Origin of the sequence: Pseudomonas sp. R1-15, assembly GCF_051132085.1 — a bacterium.
Taxonomy (GTDB): domain Bacteria; phylum Pseudomonadota; class Gammaproteobacteria; order Pseudomonadales; family Pseudomonadaceae; genus Aquipseudomonas.
Genome location: NZ_CP071660.1, coordinates 3,066,476 through 3,083,323, shown reverse-complemented (window position 1 = coordinate 3,083,323; position 16,848 = coordinate 3,066,476). Strand labels below are relative to the sequence as shown.

Here is a 16,848-nt window from a genome sequence, read left to right as displayed (position 1 = left end):
ACTATCGGCAGCTTTTAGCCAACTGCAATCAAGCCTTCGTACTGCCTGCCTACCATGACCCCCGTCGAGCTGACAGCTCATCGAGGTTATGTCATGACAAGAACACCTTCCGTAGACCTGCAGATACGCGACATCCATAAAGGCTTCGGCGCCTTCAAGGCGTTGGACGGGGTATCGCTGGAAATCGCCGCCGGTGAGCTGGTGTGCCTGCTGGGGCCTTCCGGCTGCGGCAAGACCACCTTGTTGCGCTGCATAGCGGGCCTGGAACGGCAAGACCGCGGCACGATCATGATCGGTGCGCGGGATGTCTCCGCCCTGGCACCGCAGGCTCGCGACTACGGCATTCTGTTTCAGTCCTATGCGCTGTTTCCCAACCTGACCGTGGAGCAGAACATCGGCTACGGATTGGCGGGCAACCACCGCGAGACGATCCGCAGCCGGGTCGGTGAGATGCTGGAACTGGTCGGGCTGTGTGGCAGCGAGAAAAAATATCCCGGCCAGCTCTCCGGCGGCCAGCAGCAGCGGGTGGCGTTGGCCCGCGCCCTGGCTCCGGCGCCCTCGCTGTTGCTGCTCGATGAACCGATGTCGGCCCTCGATGCCCGGGTGCGCGAGCACCTGTGCGGCGAGTTGCGTCAGCTGCAGAAACGCCTGGGCATTACCACGTTGATGGTCACCCACAACCAGGACGAGGCGATGCTGATGGCCGATCGCATCGCGGTGATCAATCAGGGCCGCGTCGAACAGTTCGCCAGTGCGCAACAGATCTACCGCGCGCCGGCGAGCGCCTTTGTGGCTGATTTCGTCGGCCAGGGCAACTGGCTGCCTTTCGAGCGCGGGCACGACGGACAGGTTCGCGTCGGCGGGCTCAGCCTCAGCGTGGAGGCCGCTGACGTGGGGCGCAGCGGTCGACTTTTCTGCCGTCCGGAAGCCATCCGGATCAACCCGTTGACGCCCGAAGCCAACCTGTTCGATGCGCAACTGCGCGAGCTGACGTTCCTCGGCAACCGCTGCCGGCTGAGCTTCGAGCTGGACGCATTGCCCGGCCACACCCTGCTCGCCGAGCTGGAGCCTCAGGCCATGCCCGGGTTGCCCCAGGCGCGGCTGAAAATCGCGCTGCCGGCCCACAGCCTGCAGGTGTTCAATTGATATGCAAAACACGATGATCCTCAAGCCGGCCGTCGTGCAGGCACCTCTGGTGCCCGGTGACCTCGCAGACCGATTGTTCATACGCGGCGGTCAGTGGCTGCTGCTGGTGTTGCTGGTGCTGGCGGTATTGCTGCCCTTGCTCGCCATGCTGTGGCGCGCCTTCAGCGGCGATGCCAGCCAGGGTGGCGGCCTGCAAGCGGCGTTGACGCTGCTGGCCAGTGCCAATTTCCGCTGGCTGCTGGGCAACAGCCTGACGGTTTCAATGACCGTCGCGCTTATCGTCGTGCCGCTGGCCTATGCGTTCGCCTACGCATTGCAGCGCACCTGCATCGTGGCAAAGCCGGTGTGGCGGGGCATCTCGCTGCTGCCGCTGCTGGCTCCCTCGATGCTGCCCGGCATTGCGCTGATCTATCTGTTCGGCAACCAGGGGCTGCTGCGCGATTTCAGCGCCGGCAACATTTATGGTTTCTGGGGCATCGTCCTGGGGCAGGCGATCTACACCTTTCCCCACGCCATGATGGTGCTGATGTCGGCGCTGGCGCTGGCGGACGCACGGCTGTTCGACGCGGCCTCAAGCATGGGCGCCTCGCCATGGCGGACGTTTTGCACCATCACCTGGCCCGGCAGCCGGCAAGGGGTGTTCGCGGCTTTCTGCCTGGTGTTCACCTTGTGCATCACCGATTTCGGCGTGCCGGTCACGGTCGGAGGCGACTATCAGGTGCTGGCGCTGGAAGCCTACAAGTCTGTCGTTGGCCAGCAGCAGTTTGGTCGCGGCGCGCTGATCGGCATGATTCTGCTGCTACCCGCATTGCTCAGTTTCGCCGTGGACATGTGGCTGCGCCGTACTCAACGCGAAGCCATGGGCGGCCGCGCCCAGGTGTTTCACCCGCAACCGTCGCGGGGGCGGGATGCAGCCTTCCTGAGCGTCACGGCACTGATCGGCGGCGTTCTGCTCGGGGTGTTCGGCATGGCAGTCTACGCATCGCTCGTGCAGTTCTGGCCGTACGACCTGTCCTTGTCCCTGGACAACTATGCCTTCTCCGAACTGCCCGGCGGTTGGCTGGCCTATCGCAATAGCCTGCTGCTGGCGGTGTGCAGCGCGGCGTTCGGCAGCCTGGCGATCTTCACCGGTGCCTACCTGATCGAGAAGACTCGGCAGAGCGCATTGACGCGCACCCTGCGGCTGCTCAGCTTCGTCCCGATGGCCGTGCCCGGGCTGGTGCTGGGCCTGGGCTACGTGTTCTTTTTCAATCTGCCGGGCAATCCGCTCGGCAGCCTCTACGGCAGCCTGGCCTTGCTGGTGGTCTGTACGGTCGCGCACTTCCTGACAACGGCGCATATGACGGCCAGCACCGCCTTGCGCCAACTCGACGATGAGTTCGAGGCCGCCGCCCTGGCGCTGAAAGTCCCGCTGGTTCGCCACTTCCTGCGGGTGACGCTGCCCATTTGCCTGCCGGCATTGCTCGACATCGTTCGTTACCTGTTCGTGTCGGCGATGACCACGGTCTCAGCGGCGATTTTTCTCTACAGCCCTGACAGCGTCCTGGCTGCGGTGGCCGTGCTGAACATGGACGACGCCGGCAACGTTGGCGGGGCCGCCGCGATGGCGACGCTGATCCTGCTGACCTCGGCCAGCGTATCGCTGCTGCTGGCGCTGCTGTCGCGCCGCCTGCTGCGCCGCTCCCAGGCCTGGCGCCAGCCGGCGCCGGGCCTTTGAAAACTTTTTTGGAGATTCTGATGCACTACCAAACACCAACTCGCCTGCAGGCAGCGATTCTCGATTGGGCCGGGACCGTGGTGGATTTCGGTTCGTTCGCGCCGACACGGATTTTCGTCGAAGCCTTCGCCAGCTTCGACATCGAGATCAGCCTGGAGGAGGCCCGGGGCCCGATGGGCATGGGCAAATGGGACCACATCCGCACATTGTGCAACCAACCGGGCGTGGCGGAACGGTTTGCACGCCGGTTCGGGCGCGCACCGAGCGATGACGACGTGACTGCTATTTATGAGCGCTTCATGCCGCTGCAGATAGCCAGGGTCGCCGACCACTCGGACCTGATTCCCGGCGCACTGGAGAGCATCGCCGCATTGCGCCAGCGCGGCCTCAGGATCGGCAGTTGCTCCGGCTACCCCCGGCAGGTGATGGACAAGGTCGTCGAACTGGCCGCCGCCAAGGGTTACAACCCCGATCATGTGGTCGCCACCGACGACGTGCCCAAAGGCCGGCCAGGCCCGGCGCAGGCATTGGCCAATGTGATTGCCCTGGGCCTGGACGATGTCGCCGCCTGCGTGAAAGTCGATGACACCGAGCCCGGCATCCTCGAAGGCCGCAGGGCAGGGATGTGGACCGTGGCCTTGAGGTTTTCCGGCAATTTTCTCGGCCTCGACTGGGGGCAGTTCCAGGCTCTGTCGGCGCAGCAGCTGGCGGCCGAACGCGAACGCATCGACGGCTTGTTTGCCGCAAGCCGTCCGCATTACCTGATCGACACGATCGCCGAACTGCCCGCCGTGATTGACCACATCAACACACAACTGGCCCGCGGCGTATTGCCGTCCCATTCCTGAAAAACTTCACTGACTGACACGGAGCCGTACCATGTCCAAACGCACTGCCTGGGCCGCCGGCCTGCTTGCCGCCTGTGTGCTGCAGGCCCATGCCAATACCGAACTGACCGTCTACACGGCCCTCGAAGTCGAGCAGCTCAAGGCCTACAAACAGGCCTTCGAGCAGCAAAACCCGGACATCGAGATCAAGTGGGTGCGCGATTCCACCGGCATCGTCACCGCCAAGCTGCTGGCGGAAAAGGACCGCCCGCAAGCCGATGCGGTCTGGGGTCTGGCAGGCTCGAGCCTGGCGATTCTCAAGCAGCAGGGCCTGCTGGACGCCTACAGCCCGGCGAACCTCGGCCAGATTTCCGCCCAATACCGCGACGCCGACACGCCGCCCACCTGGGTCGGCATGGACGTCTGGGCCGCCGCCATCTGCTTCAATACGGTGGAAGCGCAAAAGCTCGGCCTGCCCAAGCCCACCCGCTGGGAAGACCTTGCCAACCCCGTGTACCAAGGCAAGATCGTCATGCCCAATCCGGCGTCGTCCGGCACCGGTTACCTGGACGTCAGTGCCTGGCTGCAGACCTTCGGCGAGACCAAGGGCTGGGCCTACATGGACAAGTTGCACGCCAATATCGGCCAGTACACACACTCCGGCTCCAAGCCCTGCAAGCTGGCCGCCGCCGGCGAGTTCCCCATCGGCATTTCGTTCGAATACCCGGCCATCCAGCTCAAGCGCAAAGGCGCGCCGCTGGACATCGTCCTGCCTGCCGAAGGCCTGGGCTGGGAAATCGAAGCCACCGCCATCATCAAAGGCACGCCGAAGCTGGCGGCTGCCAGAAAACTCGCTGACTTCTCCGCCAGCTCCGAGGCGATGCAGTTATACAAAGCGAACTTCGCGGTCCTGGCGCAACCGGGCATCGCCGAACGCCTGCCGGAGCTGCCGACGGACTATGAACAACGCTTGATCCGCAATGATTTCGCCTGGGCGTCGGAGAACCGCGACAAGGTGCTGGCCGAGTGGCGCAAGCGTTACGACGGCAAGTCCGAGCCGGTCGCCAAATAACCTTCTTTCTTTGCTGCTCACAGGCCCGGCCGTTTCGGGCGGGCCTTACCTGATGATTGTTTTCAAGGAGTTTCCATGTCTGAGCACGACTGTGACCTGCTGATTGTCGGCGCCGGCATTCTCGGCCTGGCCCACGCCTGGGCTGGCGCCAGGCGCGGCCTCAAGGTCAAGGTGTTCGAGCGTAGCCATACACCCCTGGGCGCCTCGGTACGCAACTTCGGGCAGGCCCTGGTCGGCGGCCAGGCGCCGGGTGTCATGCTCGACCTGGCACGCCAGGCGAACGGTTTGTGGAAAACGCTGGGCCAGGCTGCCGGGCTGCACATGCATCAGCAAGGCTCGCTGCTGTTCGCCCGTACGGAAGCCGAAGAAGCGCTGCTCGAAGCGTTCGTGAGCGGGCGGGGCGCAGCATTGGGTTATCGCACCGAGCTGTTGCGTGGCGACGCGTTGGCGGCGCTTTACGATGGCCGTTTTGCCCATCACCGCGCGGCATTGCTCGGCCTCGACGATCAACAGTTGTATTCCCGCGAGGCACTGCCGCAAATCGTCGATTACCTGGCCCGGGCGTTGGGCGTCGAATTCCATTTTTCGACGCTGGTCCGCGATGTCGAACCCCACCGTGTGCTCACCAGCGCCGGACGCTTTACCGCGCGGCACGTTGTGGTGTGCTCGGGTCATGACTATCAGACGCTGCTGGCCGAGCAAATCGCCGGGCTCAACCCGCAAGTGTGCGGCTTGCAAATGCTCCGCGTACGGCCGCGCCAGCCCCTGGCGTTACGCCACGCATTGCTCACGGGCCTGAGCTGCGTGCACTACGGCGCGTTTGCCGACCTGCCTGAAGCGCAGGCCATCCGCACGCAGATCCGCACGCACCAGCCAGAGCTCGAAGCCCATGGCATCCATCTGCTCATCAGTCCAACCCCCTACGGTGACTTGATCATCGGCGACTCCCACGTCTACGGCAGCGACATTTCACCGTTCAACGCCGAGCAGGTGGACCGCATCCTGATTGACCTGGCGCAGCACACCCTGGGCGGCGAGATCGATGTACTGGAACGCTGGCAGGGTGTATATGGCGCGCGGGGGCCGGGACCGTTCAGCGTGATCTCGGCTGCGCAGGGCGTCACTGCGGTGCTGATGCATACCGGCTTGGGCATGAGCGTGGGACTGGCGCTGGGCGAACGTACGATCGCCGCAGTGCTGGGGGAGGGGCCGTGGCAAAGCTCGGCGGCTTGACGTCGCCGAGGAGGGCGCCTCGTCGAGGCAAGGCGCCGGTCTGGCTGCCGATTCAGAGCCAGTAACGCAGGCCCAACATCACCGATTGGGCTTCATATTCGGTGCTGACATCGCCTTGGGGCAGCCGTTCGATGTCGCCGAAGTGCGCCTCGCGCGTTTTCAGGCAGCGGTAATCCAGGGACATCGACCAGTTTTCGTTCAGCTCGTAACCCACCCCGGCACCCAGTTGGTATGCCGAGACGGTGTCGCGGTGAGTACCGCCGAACTCCACGCCACCGGCTTCCAGACCGCTGACCGTGAGGGTGGCGTAACCCAGGCCGCCGCCCAGGTAAGGGGTAAACCGGTTGAAAGGCGCGGGCAGGTTCAAGACGTCGTACCAGAGGTTGACCATCAGGCTGGCGGCTTTCTCTTCGCCTTCGCCATCGATGCTCCCGCCGCCCTCATAGACCCGGTTGTTGAACTGGGTCAGGGTATTTTCGCGATAACCGAGCTCCACCTCCGGGCGTAGCCCGACCGGGAAGCGCCAGCCTAACGCCAAGCCGGTGGCGTAGCCGGAATGGAGCGGCTGGTTGAATTCCATCTCGACGAAATCCAGGTTATTCTGGTTGAGGTCCTGCGCCGATACCCAGTTCAGGCCGCCCATGAGGCTGGCGTAGGGGCCCAGCGCGTCGGCGAATGTGGACGCCGGGGCGACAGCGCCTACGCCGATGATGCCCATCACCAGGTATTGAGTGTTTTTCAGTAAGTTCATGCTCGGTCCGAAGTGTGCCGTTATTCAAAAGATTGCGAGAGCCGGCGCGCGCGGCGCTGACGTCGCGAACAGGTCATACGAGGTGCAGATGTGCTTGCGCTTTGTCGCGCTCCGGGGCGTCGACAGCGTTGGCGCGTTGTTCGGCAAGGGCTCTGAGATTGCCCAGCGCCGTGGTCATCGCCGTCGTCAGCATTTTGCGCAGCAGCCCGCGGTACACGAAGCTCAACGGGCCGGAGATCCTGGCGCTATGGATGACCTGGGTTTCGTCCGGAGACAGCCTGCGCATCCGGTGGTCGAATTCGAGCCTTATCCAAAGCAGTCTCGCGCTGTTGCGATAGCTTTCCTGCGGTTCCACGGCCAGCAGCCTCAATGGCATTTTCAAGCCATTGCTGAGCACACACTGACCCGCGGTTCCCGCCTGGAACGGGCCCTCGAGTTGGCAATGGCTGACGTCGGTATCCCAGAGCGGGACTTCCTGGAAATTGCTCCAGATCTTCCAGATTTCCGACGGTGGTGATTTGACTATGAGTTGAACCTTGACATCGTTCACGGCGACACCCTGTCTGTTGCGGGCACACTTGTGCCCCTGAGTTTGATCAACGCCCGGCCTCAGGCAGCAGGCGCGGCCTGGCTCAATACTTGAGCGGTGATATTGGCTTGGCCGATCTTTTCGCCCCGGTTGAACAGGTCGATATGGATACGGTTGGTCTTGAATGATTGAAGCTGCGTCCCGAGGCTCGCTTGCGGAGCGAGTGACAACGGGCTGTTCCTCGGAATTGGCCGGTCCAGGGTGAAACTCAGGGCCAGCAGGTTCATCGGGGTGTTGAGCGGAATACGCAGATGATTGTGGGCAATCTGCATGTAGCACTGGCGGGCAACCTCGAGGAAATACACCATCGAGAAATGCTCGGGATCGCCCTCGTGGAAAAAATGCCCATCCGGCAGGCTGACCGTGTCCACGCTCAGCCCCTGGGCGAGGCTGCTCATGGCGCTGACGATGACATTTTCCTCCCGAGCCTTGTGCAGCAGGGCCTTGTCGACACAGCGCGCGGCCGTGAACTCAGCCGCCGGCGAGGTCTCGAAGGCCGAGCTGTAGGCCATGCCCAGAACGCAGGTGCACATGACTTTTCCAGCCTGCGTGACGGTTGCCTGAAACTCCTGGCCATCGTGGCCTTGCTCCAGGCGCAGGTCGATCACGTCCTCCTTCTGGACGTATTGCTGGAACTTGATGCTGAGCGTCTTCACGTAGGCGACGCGACCATTCAGCGGGGGCATGGCCAGTTCGATCAGTTGCATTACCCCTTCGAGCAACAGGATGCCGGGGATGTGATCCAGCGGATGGTCGAAGAAATACGGGTGACCTTCGTCTACCACCAGCCGTGCCCGCAGCGAACGCGGCTCGCGCTGGATGTGGGAAATCACCACGTGTTCCGCTCGACGCTGCCAGGGCGCCGGGCACTGGGTACGAGCCCCCCGGTGCAGGGCGAACAGCCCCTCCATGGCCCGGACTCGCACCCGCAACCCGGCCAGAACCGTGCTGGTCAGCATGTCACTGAGTTGCAACACATCGACACCGTCGTGTTGTGGCTCGCGGACGATTTCGCCGGCATGCACCGGCGTGATGACCTGCTGCAGCTCATGGGGCTCGTGGGCAAAGCGCAACGTGAACGGGTGTTTGATCGCAGGGGCGGGGCTCGCCGTCGCGGGGTTCCATTCCCGCAGTTTTTCAGTGAACAGCCACATCACAACCTTGCCGGCCTCACGCACCTCGATCACCGTGTGAGCCGCCGAGCTCATCGTCACCGACAAGAGCGTTTCGATGCCGCAGGCTTCAGCCAGAAAACCGGTCATCTCCTGCAACGCCCCGTCCACAAGGGTGTTATCGGGCTGCAACTCACAAACCTCGACCACCGCGTACTGGGCGCGCTCCTTGCCGGCCAATCGGCACGCTTCGTCCAGCGAAGCCGCGGCATGGGCGAGAACCGCAGCGCGAATTACCAGCAGCGGCGTGTCCGTTGAACCCGCTCGATAAGGACGCAGCGCAAGCAGCCCGAGCCCTTCACCTTGCGGCGTAGCGCTGCGGCGAGCACGGTCGACCTCGATCTCGCCGCTGATGAAGCGGCCGGCTCCGAGCAGCAGCGTCGTGATGCCGTCGTCGAACCATTGCCGGGACGCCAGCAGGGTTTGCCAGAACAGTCCTGGTGAGCCGGCCAGGGTCTGATGGAAGCCCTTGAAATCGAAAATCTGCGTCGGGTAGCCGGACAACATGTTCGGCAACATGGTTGCCACGTCGGTCACTTCCACGCCCGGCGGGCTGCCTTGGGCCCGTGAATAGAATTGCTCGGCACTGCTGTAGGCATTGCTGAACCGCTCCCCGCCCATGTTGCAGCACATGACCATTGCCGTACCGGCGGATCGGGCAACGCCTGGCAGGCGCCGCAACAGGTGATTGACGCGGTCGGTGATCAACAATTTGAAGGGGTCGACGTGGGCCAGGGGCTTTGGCCCCATGCCAAAACCGTCGATATCGATCACGCGGTCCTGGTTCAGGAATCTCCCCGACAACGGCCCGGCCGAGGCCCCCTTGCCATCGACGAAACGCCCGTAAGGGAAAGCGACCGGTGGGCTAGCCGGTTGCTCAAGCCGCCGTTTGAACGAGTGCAGTGAATCGCAACCGCCCAGTGCGGCTTCCGCCTCGACTATCGCGAGGTCCAGGATCTGCACGCCTGAAGCCACCGGCTTGGGGGCAGGGAGGCCATCGGGCACATATTCATCCACCACCAGATGGGCGTTGGCGCCACCGAAGCCGAAGCTGGAAATGCCTATGCGGATCGGCGATTGACGATCCTCCAGTGGCTGGACTCGCTGTGTCGCCAGGCGCAGGCAGGTGTCGTCGACTTTCAGACTGGGACGGTAGTCCGGCTGGGGTGGGATGCCCTTGTGGCGCAGGATCATCAACGCCTTGGCCAGCGAAGCGCCTCCCGCCGCAGCCAAGGGATGGCCGATAACGGACTTGATCGAACCGATGGCGATTTTCTCCTCGGCGCTGCGATGGGCAGCGAAGAAGCTGTTCAGCGAGGCCAGTTCGGTCGCATCCCCTAACGGGGTGCCGGTGCCGTGGGTTTCGATGTAATCCACGCGGCCTGGATCAAGGTCCATGTAAGCCCGTTGATAGGCGCGATACTGGGCCTGCCTGCCCGGTGCAAACACCGACCCTTCGGCACCATCAGCAGAAAGCCCCAACCCTCTCAGCACGCCCAGCGGCCGGCGTCGGGCGTTCAGGGCATCGGCTACGGGCTCGACCAGAAAAGCCGTGGCGCATTCGCCCGGCACAATTCCGTCGGCATCCTCGCCGAACGCCTGCATGCTGGCCCGGGCGGAAAAAGCCGTCAGTTGGGAGAAACCAAGGAACAATGCCGGGGGCAGAACGGTGTTGAGCGCCATGATGATCGCCTTGTCCGCCTGGCCACTGTTGAGCAGAGCCTTGGCCATGTCGATGGCATAGGGGAACGAACTGCAAGCGGTGTCCACCGATAAGGCCGGGCCGCCCAGGGCAAAAGCGCGCGCCAGCCCGGCCACCTGTTCACCGGGCGTGAAACCGGATGGCGTGTCGGTACCGCCGGGCACTGCCGTGGCGAAATAACTTTCATCGCTCCAGGACGTCGCGACCACCAACGCGGTTCGCTCGGTATCCAATACCGTGCCTTGCGCCGCGAGTTCGGCAAAAAGCGTCCGGAGCACGTTCTTGCCGATCGCGACCTGCCGGCCTTCATGACGAGAAGGCGTCGATGGGTCATCTGAAAGGCAGAATGCGCTGTCCAGGTAGACACGATCCTTTTCGCCGGCCTTGCTCGAAAATATCGACGCCTTCTGCAACTGCCAGCGCGCCGGCATTGCCTGGATAGGCGCTATGCCGCCCTGCGAGAGCAAGTGCCAAAGTGCGTCGGTGGACGAAGCCCCTGGAAATTCGCCGGCCATTGCGCTGAAGCACAACTCGCCCGCTGTCGTTACCGCGCCACTCATACCCTGTCTCCTGATTGCCAAAAAGCGGGGTGACCTGGCGATCACCCGGTGTCCATTCCATGTGCGGGCAGCGTGTGCCGTCGGGCCTCAGCCCATTCTTGCCAGAAGCGCCAATGCGTCTTCCGGGGTACGACGCGACATCAATGCCTCACCAGCAAACTCACTGACGGGGCACTCCTGCGCCATTGATTGGCAAAGGGCTTGCCGGTCGAAACCGTTGAGTCCCAAATCGGTAAAAGCCGTATTGACGTCCAGTGGCTGCGGTGCGTCCGAAACCAGCGGTGAGAGAGCGTTGAACAGCACCGCGCCGAGCTGCGTCTGCGCATCGGCGGAGCCAGGCATCGGCGCCTCGGAAGGTGCGGCAGACGGCTTCGGATCGGTTTCAAGCCTGGCCAGCAGTGCCGTAGGGGTCAGGGCATCGAAGAGTTCCGAGGTCTGTTCTTTCTTGTCCGGGAAGTGCTGGGCCAACGACTCGAAAATATCGACCAGCCCTAGCGAGTCGATGCCCAGGCTTTCGAAACTTCGTTCGAAGTCGATTTGCTCGTTCTTGAAGCCGGTGACCGAACTGATCTCGGCGCGCAACCATTGCTCATAGCCGAGGGCGACAGGTTGCTCCGACGACGGTGCCGCGGCCAACACGGTCGAGTGTGCAGGCACGGGCTCCAGCGTTGCGACGCTTCTACCAGCAGCCGCCTCGATGCCATGGGCATAGAGGCCTTCCAGCACCTGCTGGTGGGCATTGAAATAATGGGCGGTGACCGATTCAGCCTGTTCCAGCAGGCGCATCAGGATCGATTCCTTCGCCATGTTGGATTCGCAGAGTGAATCGATGATTTTTTCCGAGAGGGAGAAATAGCTATGGGCTATTTTCCCGTTGGACACGATGAATTCCTGCACAACTTCATTGAGTTGCAAGCGCATGAGGTTCTCCTTAACCGTAAATCGGTAGGTGTTTTAGACGAGCATCGAAAGTCGTGGGCCCGGGCAGGGCGCCGTCAAGCAATCAGTCAGTGAGCGGTTGCGACTGGCCGCTGGATTTGCACTGCCTCGCTTGTCGGGGAGGCGGTTTCCCTCGGGGCCTTGAGCAATCCGGACCTCACGCTCAGGTACGTCACGAGTGTCATCGCGTCGGCGCCCTGGAACGCGATGTACCCGTCAGGACGAATCAGCATCAGCGTGCCTTCGCCGGCGTGATAACGCTTGTGCAGCCTCCAGTCGGGGTCCAGCAATGTCGAGTGCCATGCCGGCAGTTCCGCGCTGTTGAGGGCGTCGATCACGCAGTAGGCCTTGATGCCCGGATAATCTTTTTCTACTGACTCGGCCAGTGCATAGTGGCCTGGCAAGATGGAAGAAAATTGATCCGCCGCGGTGAAGATCAACAACGTGTACGTCCCGTGGAACAGGTCGATCAAGCGCGCCGGCAGCGCCCCTTGCTGTTGCCAAAGCTCGACATCGGGTGCCAGTTGCCCCGCGCGAGGCACCGGCGGCTGGAACGCCGTCCGGGCTCCTTTCCTGGCCCAGTTGCGGCGCTGCTTTTTCGTCAGCGCCTCCTGGATGCAGTCACTTTTGGCGTAGTGGTACTGATGGCCGGAGATCATCGAGGGCAGTTTGCGCTGGATTTTGGGCCTGCTGCTCAGCAGTGGCAGGACGTTATCTCGCAGCCACACCAGGGCCCGTTGCCTTACGGTGATCAACCCGGTCAACCGATGCGCGGTCTTCTCGACTTCCAGGGCCACCGGATAACGTTCCTCGTTGTAGCTGTCGAGCAGTGACGGATCCGCCAGGCCTTGATCGACATAGGCGATCTTCCACGCCAGGTTGTAGGCCTCGGAGATTCCCAGGTTCATCCATTGGCCGCCGATCGGGCTGCCGATATGCGCAGAATCGCCGACCAGGAACACCGAGCCCTGCTGCAATGACTGCACCCGGCGATGCTGGAAAGAGGCAATGGTGGTGGAGGAGATGTTCGACAGGGTCATGTTCTGCCCACGTCCCTCGCACAGCCGCTGGAAGTTCTCCAGGCTCAAGGAGGGGCGCTCGCCTTCCGGTGGCAAGTCGTAGGGCATCTCGACGAACAGCCGATAACGCGATTGTGCGCTGATCGGCGCAACCGCCACGTACCCATCCTGCGCGCCAAGAAAAAAAGCGCCTTCGTCCTTGCTGCCGGACCACTCGATGTCAGCGTCGGCGAGCATGAAAAAGCGATCGTAGGACGATCCCTCGAAAGTCATCTCCAGGCGTTTTCGGATGTTGCTGCGAGCACCGTCACAGGCCACCGCCCAGCGGCTGGTGCAGGATTCCTCGCGACCGTCGCCATGACGCAGCGTGACCCGTACGGACTCGGGCTGGTTCTCGATGTCCACCAGCTCGGTGTTCCATTCGACTTCCACGCCCAGCTGAGTCAATCGTTCCAGCAGGATCTTTTCCGTTTGCGGCTGCGGCAGGCTGAGGAGCAGGGGATAGGTAGCATCCAGGCAGGAAAAGTTGTAATTCAGTACCCGTCGGGCGTTGGACTGCACCGAAAACTGATTGATGGTAAAACCATCGTTGATGGCCTGGTCGGCGACGCCTAGGTCGCGGAAAATTTCCAGCGTCCTGGAATGGATCGCCATCGCCTTGGTCGCGGTGGAGGGACCGGCGTTTTTCTCGATGATACGAAAAGCGACGCCCCATTCCTGCAACATGATCGCCAGCGACAAGCCGATAGGGCCAGCGCCTACGATCATTACCGCCGGCGCCTTGCCCGGTTGTTTGTTATGCACGGGGACGAAAGTGCTCAGAGTATTCATCTGTCAGTACCAGTTTCTATAGAAGGGAGAGTTGGCAACGCTGAGCAGGGCCTCGTCGCCTGACGAGTCGCCATAGGCGTAGATGTAGAAATCTTCAAGGTTGCCGACGCAGCCTTTGAGGCGCCTGACTTTCTCCCCATCGACACAGTTGGCCCCCGATATGCCCCCGGTCAACTTGTTCCGGGCCGTCGCCAGGCGCGTGCCGCACACGTAGTCGAAACCAACTGCCTGCCCCCACGGGATCAGGTAGTTCTCCGGCGAATTGCTGACCAGTGCTGTGACGTGTCCCATGGATTGATGCCATTTCAACCGACGCAGCGCTTCGGGCCTGAGCCAGAGCGGCAGCTGTTCGCTGATGAAGTACTTGGCATGTTCGCGCTCCTGCTCGACGCTCAGGCCTCCCAGATAGCAGGCGATAAACGCCAGTCGCGCCTGCATCAGCGGTGTGATTCCCAGGATCACGTTGAGCATTTTTGGCAGCAGGGGGATGATCCTGAGCCAGAAGGGCCGGGTTCCGACGATAAAACGCATGTAGCGCCAGAAGGTGTGCCTGTCGGTCAATGTGCCGTCGAAATCGAAAACGGCCAGCACCGGTCGCGTGTGATCAGCGTGCATGGATCTCTTCCTTGAGCGGGACAATCTGTATGTTCCTGGGGAGTTTGAAGGCGGAAAGGTAACGGGCGAGCAGGGTGGATACGCTGTCCTGGCTAAGCTCTGCGCTACCTTCCACAGACAAGTGGAGTACGTTGATGGCTTTATGGTCCGGGACGATGTAGGCCTTTGCCCGCACTGCACCGGGGTGCCTGAGGGCAATGGACTCGATTTCTTCCAGGTCGATCATCTGCGCTTTGATTTTCGAGATGCGCAGGCGCTGGCAGCAGAAAAATACGTGCCCATCGTCGTCCTGCCAGACCAGGTCGCCGGTGTGGAACCAGCCGTCACGGAAAAACCGGGCATTTATCTGCGGCGCATCGTCATAGCCTGGGATAACCATCGGGCCGCGTACCAGCAGCTCGCCGATACGCCCCACGGCCACGTCGCGGCCCTGACCATCGACAATTCGCAACTCGACACCACCGATCGGTTGGCCCATCGCACCGCGATGCACCTCGCCGACCGAACTCTGGACAATCACCGGCATGCTTTCCGTCAGCCCGTAGCCTTGCAATACAGGGCCGCACCCCAGCAAATCGCCAAGCTTTTGCGCTTCATCCGCCGGCAGATGGCTGCCGCCGGAATAAATCATCAGTTGCGGATGCAGCGGCAGCCGTGGGCCCTTGCGTTTGGCCAGTCGGGTATTGAAGTAGCGGATGACATCCGGCACCAGGCAGGCAAAGGACACCTGGTGCTCGGACAAGACTTGCGTCAGGTCCCTGTTGAGCAGGCTGTTGGTCATCAGCAGCGTAGCGCCGATGCTGAGCGGGAAAACCATCATCACGGACAGGCCGAAGATCGCGTACAGCGGCAGGGTCACCAAGTGGACCGACCCAAGGCCTTGAGGGTGAAACTGCTCGTGCAAGCCATCGCTTGACTGCGTCAGGTCCAGATAACGATGAGAAACAGCCAGCGGCATGCCAACGCCCCGATACGTGAACTGTACCGAAACGACCGGGTTGCCTTCAGGCAGCGACAAGGGCCAGAGCTGATGCGGAAGATCAGAGGCGGCCGTTGCGTTTTCGGGCAACGACAACGGTTGCTCATCGGCGGTGCGGACGACGAGGCAACGGACCGACTGAAAGACTTCGCGGTGTTGCTCGAACAACGAATCGGTCGTGACGGTCAATGCGGGCCCGGCGAGGCCCAGCACGTTGCTCAGTTCGTACGTCGTCAGCTTGTGGTTAAGGATGACGGGGATAGCACCATGGCCAATGATCGCCAAATAATACGCGATGAAATCCACCCCATTGGGCAAGACAAGCGCAACTTTCTCTGCGGACGACACCCCAAGGGCATGGAGTAAACCGTTGCACGCTTCGGCCTTGTTCAGCAAGTCGCGGTACGTGAAGGTTTCTTCCGCATCGAGATTCCTGATAGCGATGGCGTCGGGGTGCAAATCCGAAAAACCGACAAAGCGATGCAGGAAACCTTCTTTACAGGTAAGGCTTTTCATTCCACCAACCTCTCAATCCTTGAAGTCATGGCCAGATAAATAAGTACTGCAGAGGCAGGCTAATTTTTCAGTTGAGCTTTATGTAGTTATTGTTCCGATACCAGTCCAGCGTATCGGTCAGGGTTTCAGTAACCGGGCGGAACGCGCATTTCAGCTCACTTGAACTTTTGCTGTGGCTGAAATGAGTCCTCCCTTGTTCCTGCTCAATGAGCTTGACCGTGGAAGTACTGATAAGCACCGGCTTTTTAGTAACCCGGTAATAAATTTCATAGGCGAAAGCGATAAGACGCAGCATGAACAACGGAACAGGCCGTTCCGGTGCCTTTATCCCGCTGACGTTGGCCAGTGCCCGAAAGATAGTCTTCATGTCCATATGATTGCCGGCAGCCAGATAACGCTCTCCCGATCGGCCACGTGTTATCGCCGCGATTTGATGTTCCGCCACGTCACGGGCGTCCACGACTGAAAAACTCCCAGGAAGAACCCCCGGCAATTTTTGTCCTACGAAATCCAGCAGGAACTGACCTGACGACGTAGGACCGATGTCGCCTGGGCCAAACATCCAACCGGGTAAAACCATCGCGACGAACATGTCCGGATGCAGCGACAAGAACTCCTGAACCTTCTGTTCAGACAGGATCTTGCTCAGGTAGTAATCGTCTGCCTCGGACTCGTCGCGCGACATGGTCTCGTCGATTACCTGATCGCGGTTTCCCTTCAGGACCGCGATGGAGGAAGTGTGGACCGCACGGCGAATGCCCGCGGCATAGGCGGCCTGCAACAACCGCTCGGTGCCGGTTACATTGGTATCGTAGAGCTTTTGCCAATGCTTTCCGCCTTTATAGCTGTCGCGAAAATAGGCCGCTGTATGAAACAAGGCATCACAGCCTTCAAGGGCATGGCTGAATGCATCAACATCAAGCATATCGCCCTGGACAAGTTCGACGGGCAGGCCGCCGAACTGCTTCTTGGCTTTTTCAATGGAACGTACCAGCGCCCTTACTTTGATGTCTCGTTTTAAAAGTGCATGGACGACATTGTTCCCAAGCAGGCCTGTAGCACCTGTAACAAAGGCATATTCCATTAAAATCCAGCTCCTGTGAGATAGCCTGCTCGTGCAGCTTCGTCGCTGAACAGGCGTTGGATGACCCAACGGCGCCAGTAAAAACCATTCGGTATC

Annotated in this window: 13 protein-coding genes; 5 read left to right on the top strand and 8 right to left on the bottom strand. The window is 61.5% G+C overall.

Translation table 11 applies throughout. The annotated features are described in order from the left end of the window. Nucleotides 1-93 precede the first annotated feature (93 nt). The 5 genes from J3P97_RS13880 (at nucleotide 94) to J3P97_RS13860 (ending at nucleotide 5,995) form a co-directional block, all read left to right on the top strand. Nucleotides 94-1,146: a putative 2-aminoethylphosphonate ABC transporter ATP-binding protein gene (locus tag J3P97_RS13880; RefSeq protein WP_434568380.1), complete on the top strand. Its 1,053-nt coding sequence runs from the start codon at nucleotides 94-96 to the stop codon at nucleotides 1,144-1,146. A 1-nt stretch (nucleotide 1,147) separates the two neighbouring features. After that, nucleotides 1,148-2,863, top strand: a complete 1,716-nt coding sequence (locus tag J3P97_RS13875; RefSeq protein ID WP_434671957.1) for a putative 2-aminoethylphosphonate ABC transporter permease subunit — start codon at nucleotides 1,148-1,150, stop codon at nucleotides 2,861-2,863. A 20-nt stretch (nucleotides 2,864-2,883) separates the two neighbouring features. Beyond that, nucleotides 2,884-3,711 carry a phosphonoacetaldehyde hydrolase gene (phnX, locus tag J3P97_RS13870; RefSeq protein WP_434671956.1) on the top strand — a complete coding sequence of 276 codons (828 nt, stop codon included), beginning with the start codon at nucleotides 2,884-2,886 and terminating at the stop codon, nucleotides 3,709-3,711. Nucleotides 3,712-3,742: 31 nt separating this feature from the next. Beyond that, on the top strand, nucleotides 3,743-4,762 hold the full coding sequence (locus J3P97_RS13865) for a putative 2-aminoethylphosphonate ABC transporter substrate-binding protein (protein WP_434568383.1): 1,020 nt from the start codon (nucleotides 3,743-3,745) through the stop codon (nucleotides 4,760-4,762). A 75-nt stretch (nucleotides 4,763-4,837) separates the two neighbouring features. Beyond that, complete coding sequence (locus tag J3P97_RS13860; protein WP_434671955.1) at nucleotides 4,838-5,995, top strand: TIGR03364 family FAD-dependent oxidoreductase; 1,158 nt, start codon at nucleotides 4,838-4,840, stop codon at nucleotides 5,993-5,995. 52 nt (nucleotides 5,996-6,047) lie between these two features. Here the strand turns inward: J3P97_RS13860 and J3P97_RS13855 are convergent, their stop codons facing one another. From J3P97_RS13855 to J3P97_RS13820, 8 genes are all read right to left on the bottom strand, one after another. After that, nucleotides 6,048-6,746: an outer membrane protein gene (locus J3P97_RS13855; RefSeq protein ID WP_434671954.1), complete on the bottom strand. Its 699-nt coding sequence runs from the start codon at nucleotides 6,744-6,746 to the stop codon at nucleotides 6,048-6,050. Nucleotides 6,747-6,819: 73 nt separating this feature from the next. Then, nucleotides 6,820-7,296 carry an SRPBCC family protein gene (locus J3P97_RS13850; RefSeq protein ID WP_434671953.1) on the bottom strand — a complete coding sequence of 159 codons (477 nt, stop codon included), beginning with the start codon at nucleotides 7,294-7,296 and terminating at the stop codon, nucleotides 6,820-6,822. Between the two features lie 59 nt (nucleotides 7,297-7,355). Further along, nucleotides 7,356-10,769, bottom strand: coding sequence for a beta-ketoacyl synthase N-terminal-like domain-containing protein (locus J3P97_RS13845; protein WP_434671952.1), 3,414 nt, complete (start codon nucleotides 10,767-10,769; stop codon nucleotides 7,356-7,358). A gap of 87 nt (nucleotides 10,770-10,856) precedes the next feature. Then, on the bottom strand, nucleotides 10,857-11,690 hold the full coding sequence (locus J3P97_RS13840; RefSeq protein ID WP_434671951.1) for an acyl carrier protein: 834 nt from the start codon (nucleotides 11,688-11,690) through the stop codon (nucleotides 10,857-10,859). A gap of 86 nt (nucleotides 11,691-11,776) precedes the next feature. Continuing rightward, entirely contained in the window at nucleotides 11,777-13,558 is a 1,782-nt protein-coding gene (locus tag J3P97_RS13835; RefSeq protein WP_434671950.1) for an FAD-dependent monooxygenase, read from the bottom strand. A 3-nt stretch (nucleotides 13,559-13,561) separates the two neighbouring features. Next, nucleotides 13,562-14,173: an HAD-IB family hydrolase gene (locus tag J3P97_RS13830; protein WP_434671949.1), complete on the bottom strand. Its 612-nt coding sequence runs from the start codon at nucleotides 14,171-14,173 to the stop codon at nucleotides 13,562-13,564. Beyond that, entirely contained in the window at nucleotides 14,163-15,668 is a 1,506-nt protein-coding gene (locus tag J3P97_RS13825; RefSeq protein WP_434671948.1) for a class I adenylate-forming enzyme family protein, read from the bottom strand. The genes J3P97_RS13830 and J3P97_RS13825 overlap by 11 nt, the downstream gene beginning before the upstream one ends. A gap of 67 nt (nucleotides 15,669-15,735) precedes the next feature. Continuing rightward, on the bottom strand, nucleotides 15,736-16,752 hold the full coding sequence (locus J3P97_RS13820; RefSeq protein WP_434671947.1) for an SDR family oxidoreductase: 1,017 nt from the start codon (nucleotides 16,750-16,752) through the stop codon (nucleotides 15,736-15,738). Nucleotides 16,753-16,848: the final 96 nt, after the last annotated feature.

What these genes read in the sequence shown, in the direction of transcription:
- J3P97_RS13840 (WP_434671951.1), bottom strand. Translation starts at nt 11,690, where the DNA reads ATGCGCTTGCAACTCAATGAAGTTGTGCAGGAATTCATCGTGTCCAAC.
- J3P97_RS13830 (WP_434671949.1), bottom strand. Translation starts at nt 14,173, where the DNA reads ATGCACGCTGATCACACGCGACCGGTGCTGGCCGTTTTCGATTTCGAC.
- J3P97_RS13865 (WP_434568383.1), top strand. Translation starts at nt 3,743, where the DNA reads ATGTCCAAACGCACTGCCTGGGCCGCCGGCCTGCTTGCCGCCTGTGTG.
- phnX (WP_434671956.1), top strand. Translation starts at nt 2,884, where the DNA reads ATGCACTACCAAACACCAACTCGCCTGCAGGCAGCGATTCTCGATTGG.
- J3P97_RS13845 (WP_434671952.1), bottom strand. Translation starts at nt 10,769, where the DNA reads ATGAGTGGCGCGGTAACGACAGCGGGCGAGTTGTGCTTCAGCGCAATG.
- J3P97_RS13880 (WP_434568380.1), top strand. Translation starts at nt 94, where the DNA reads ATGACAAGAACACCTTCCGTAGACCTGCAGATACGCGACATCCATAAA.
- J3P97_RS13860 (WP_434671955.1), top strand. Translation starts at nt 4,838, where the DNA reads ATGTCTGAGCACGACTGTGACCTGCTGATTGTCGGCGCCGGCATTCTC.
- J3P97_RS13835 (WP_434671950.1), bottom strand. Translation starts at nt 13,558, where the DNA reads ATGAATACTCTGAGCACTTTCGTCCCCGTGCATAACAAACAACCGGGC.
- J3P97_RS13825 (WP_434671948.1), bottom strand. Translation starts at nt 15,668, where the DNA reads ATGAAAAGCCTTACCTGTAAAGAAGGTTTCCTGCATCGCTTTGTCGGT.
- J3P97_RS13855 (WP_434671954.1), bottom strand. Translation starts at nt 6,746, where the DNA reads ATGAACTTACTGAAAAACACTCAATACCTGGTGATGGGCATCATCGGC.
- J3P97_RS13875 (WP_434671957.1), top strand. Translation starts at nt 1,148, where the DNA reads ATGCAAAACACGATGATCCTCAAGCCGGCCGTCGTGCAGGCACCTCTG.
- J3P97_RS13820 (WP_434671947.1), bottom strand. Translation starts at nt 16,752, where the DNA reads ATGGAATATGCCTTTGTTACAGGTGCTACAGGCCTGCTTGGGAACAAT.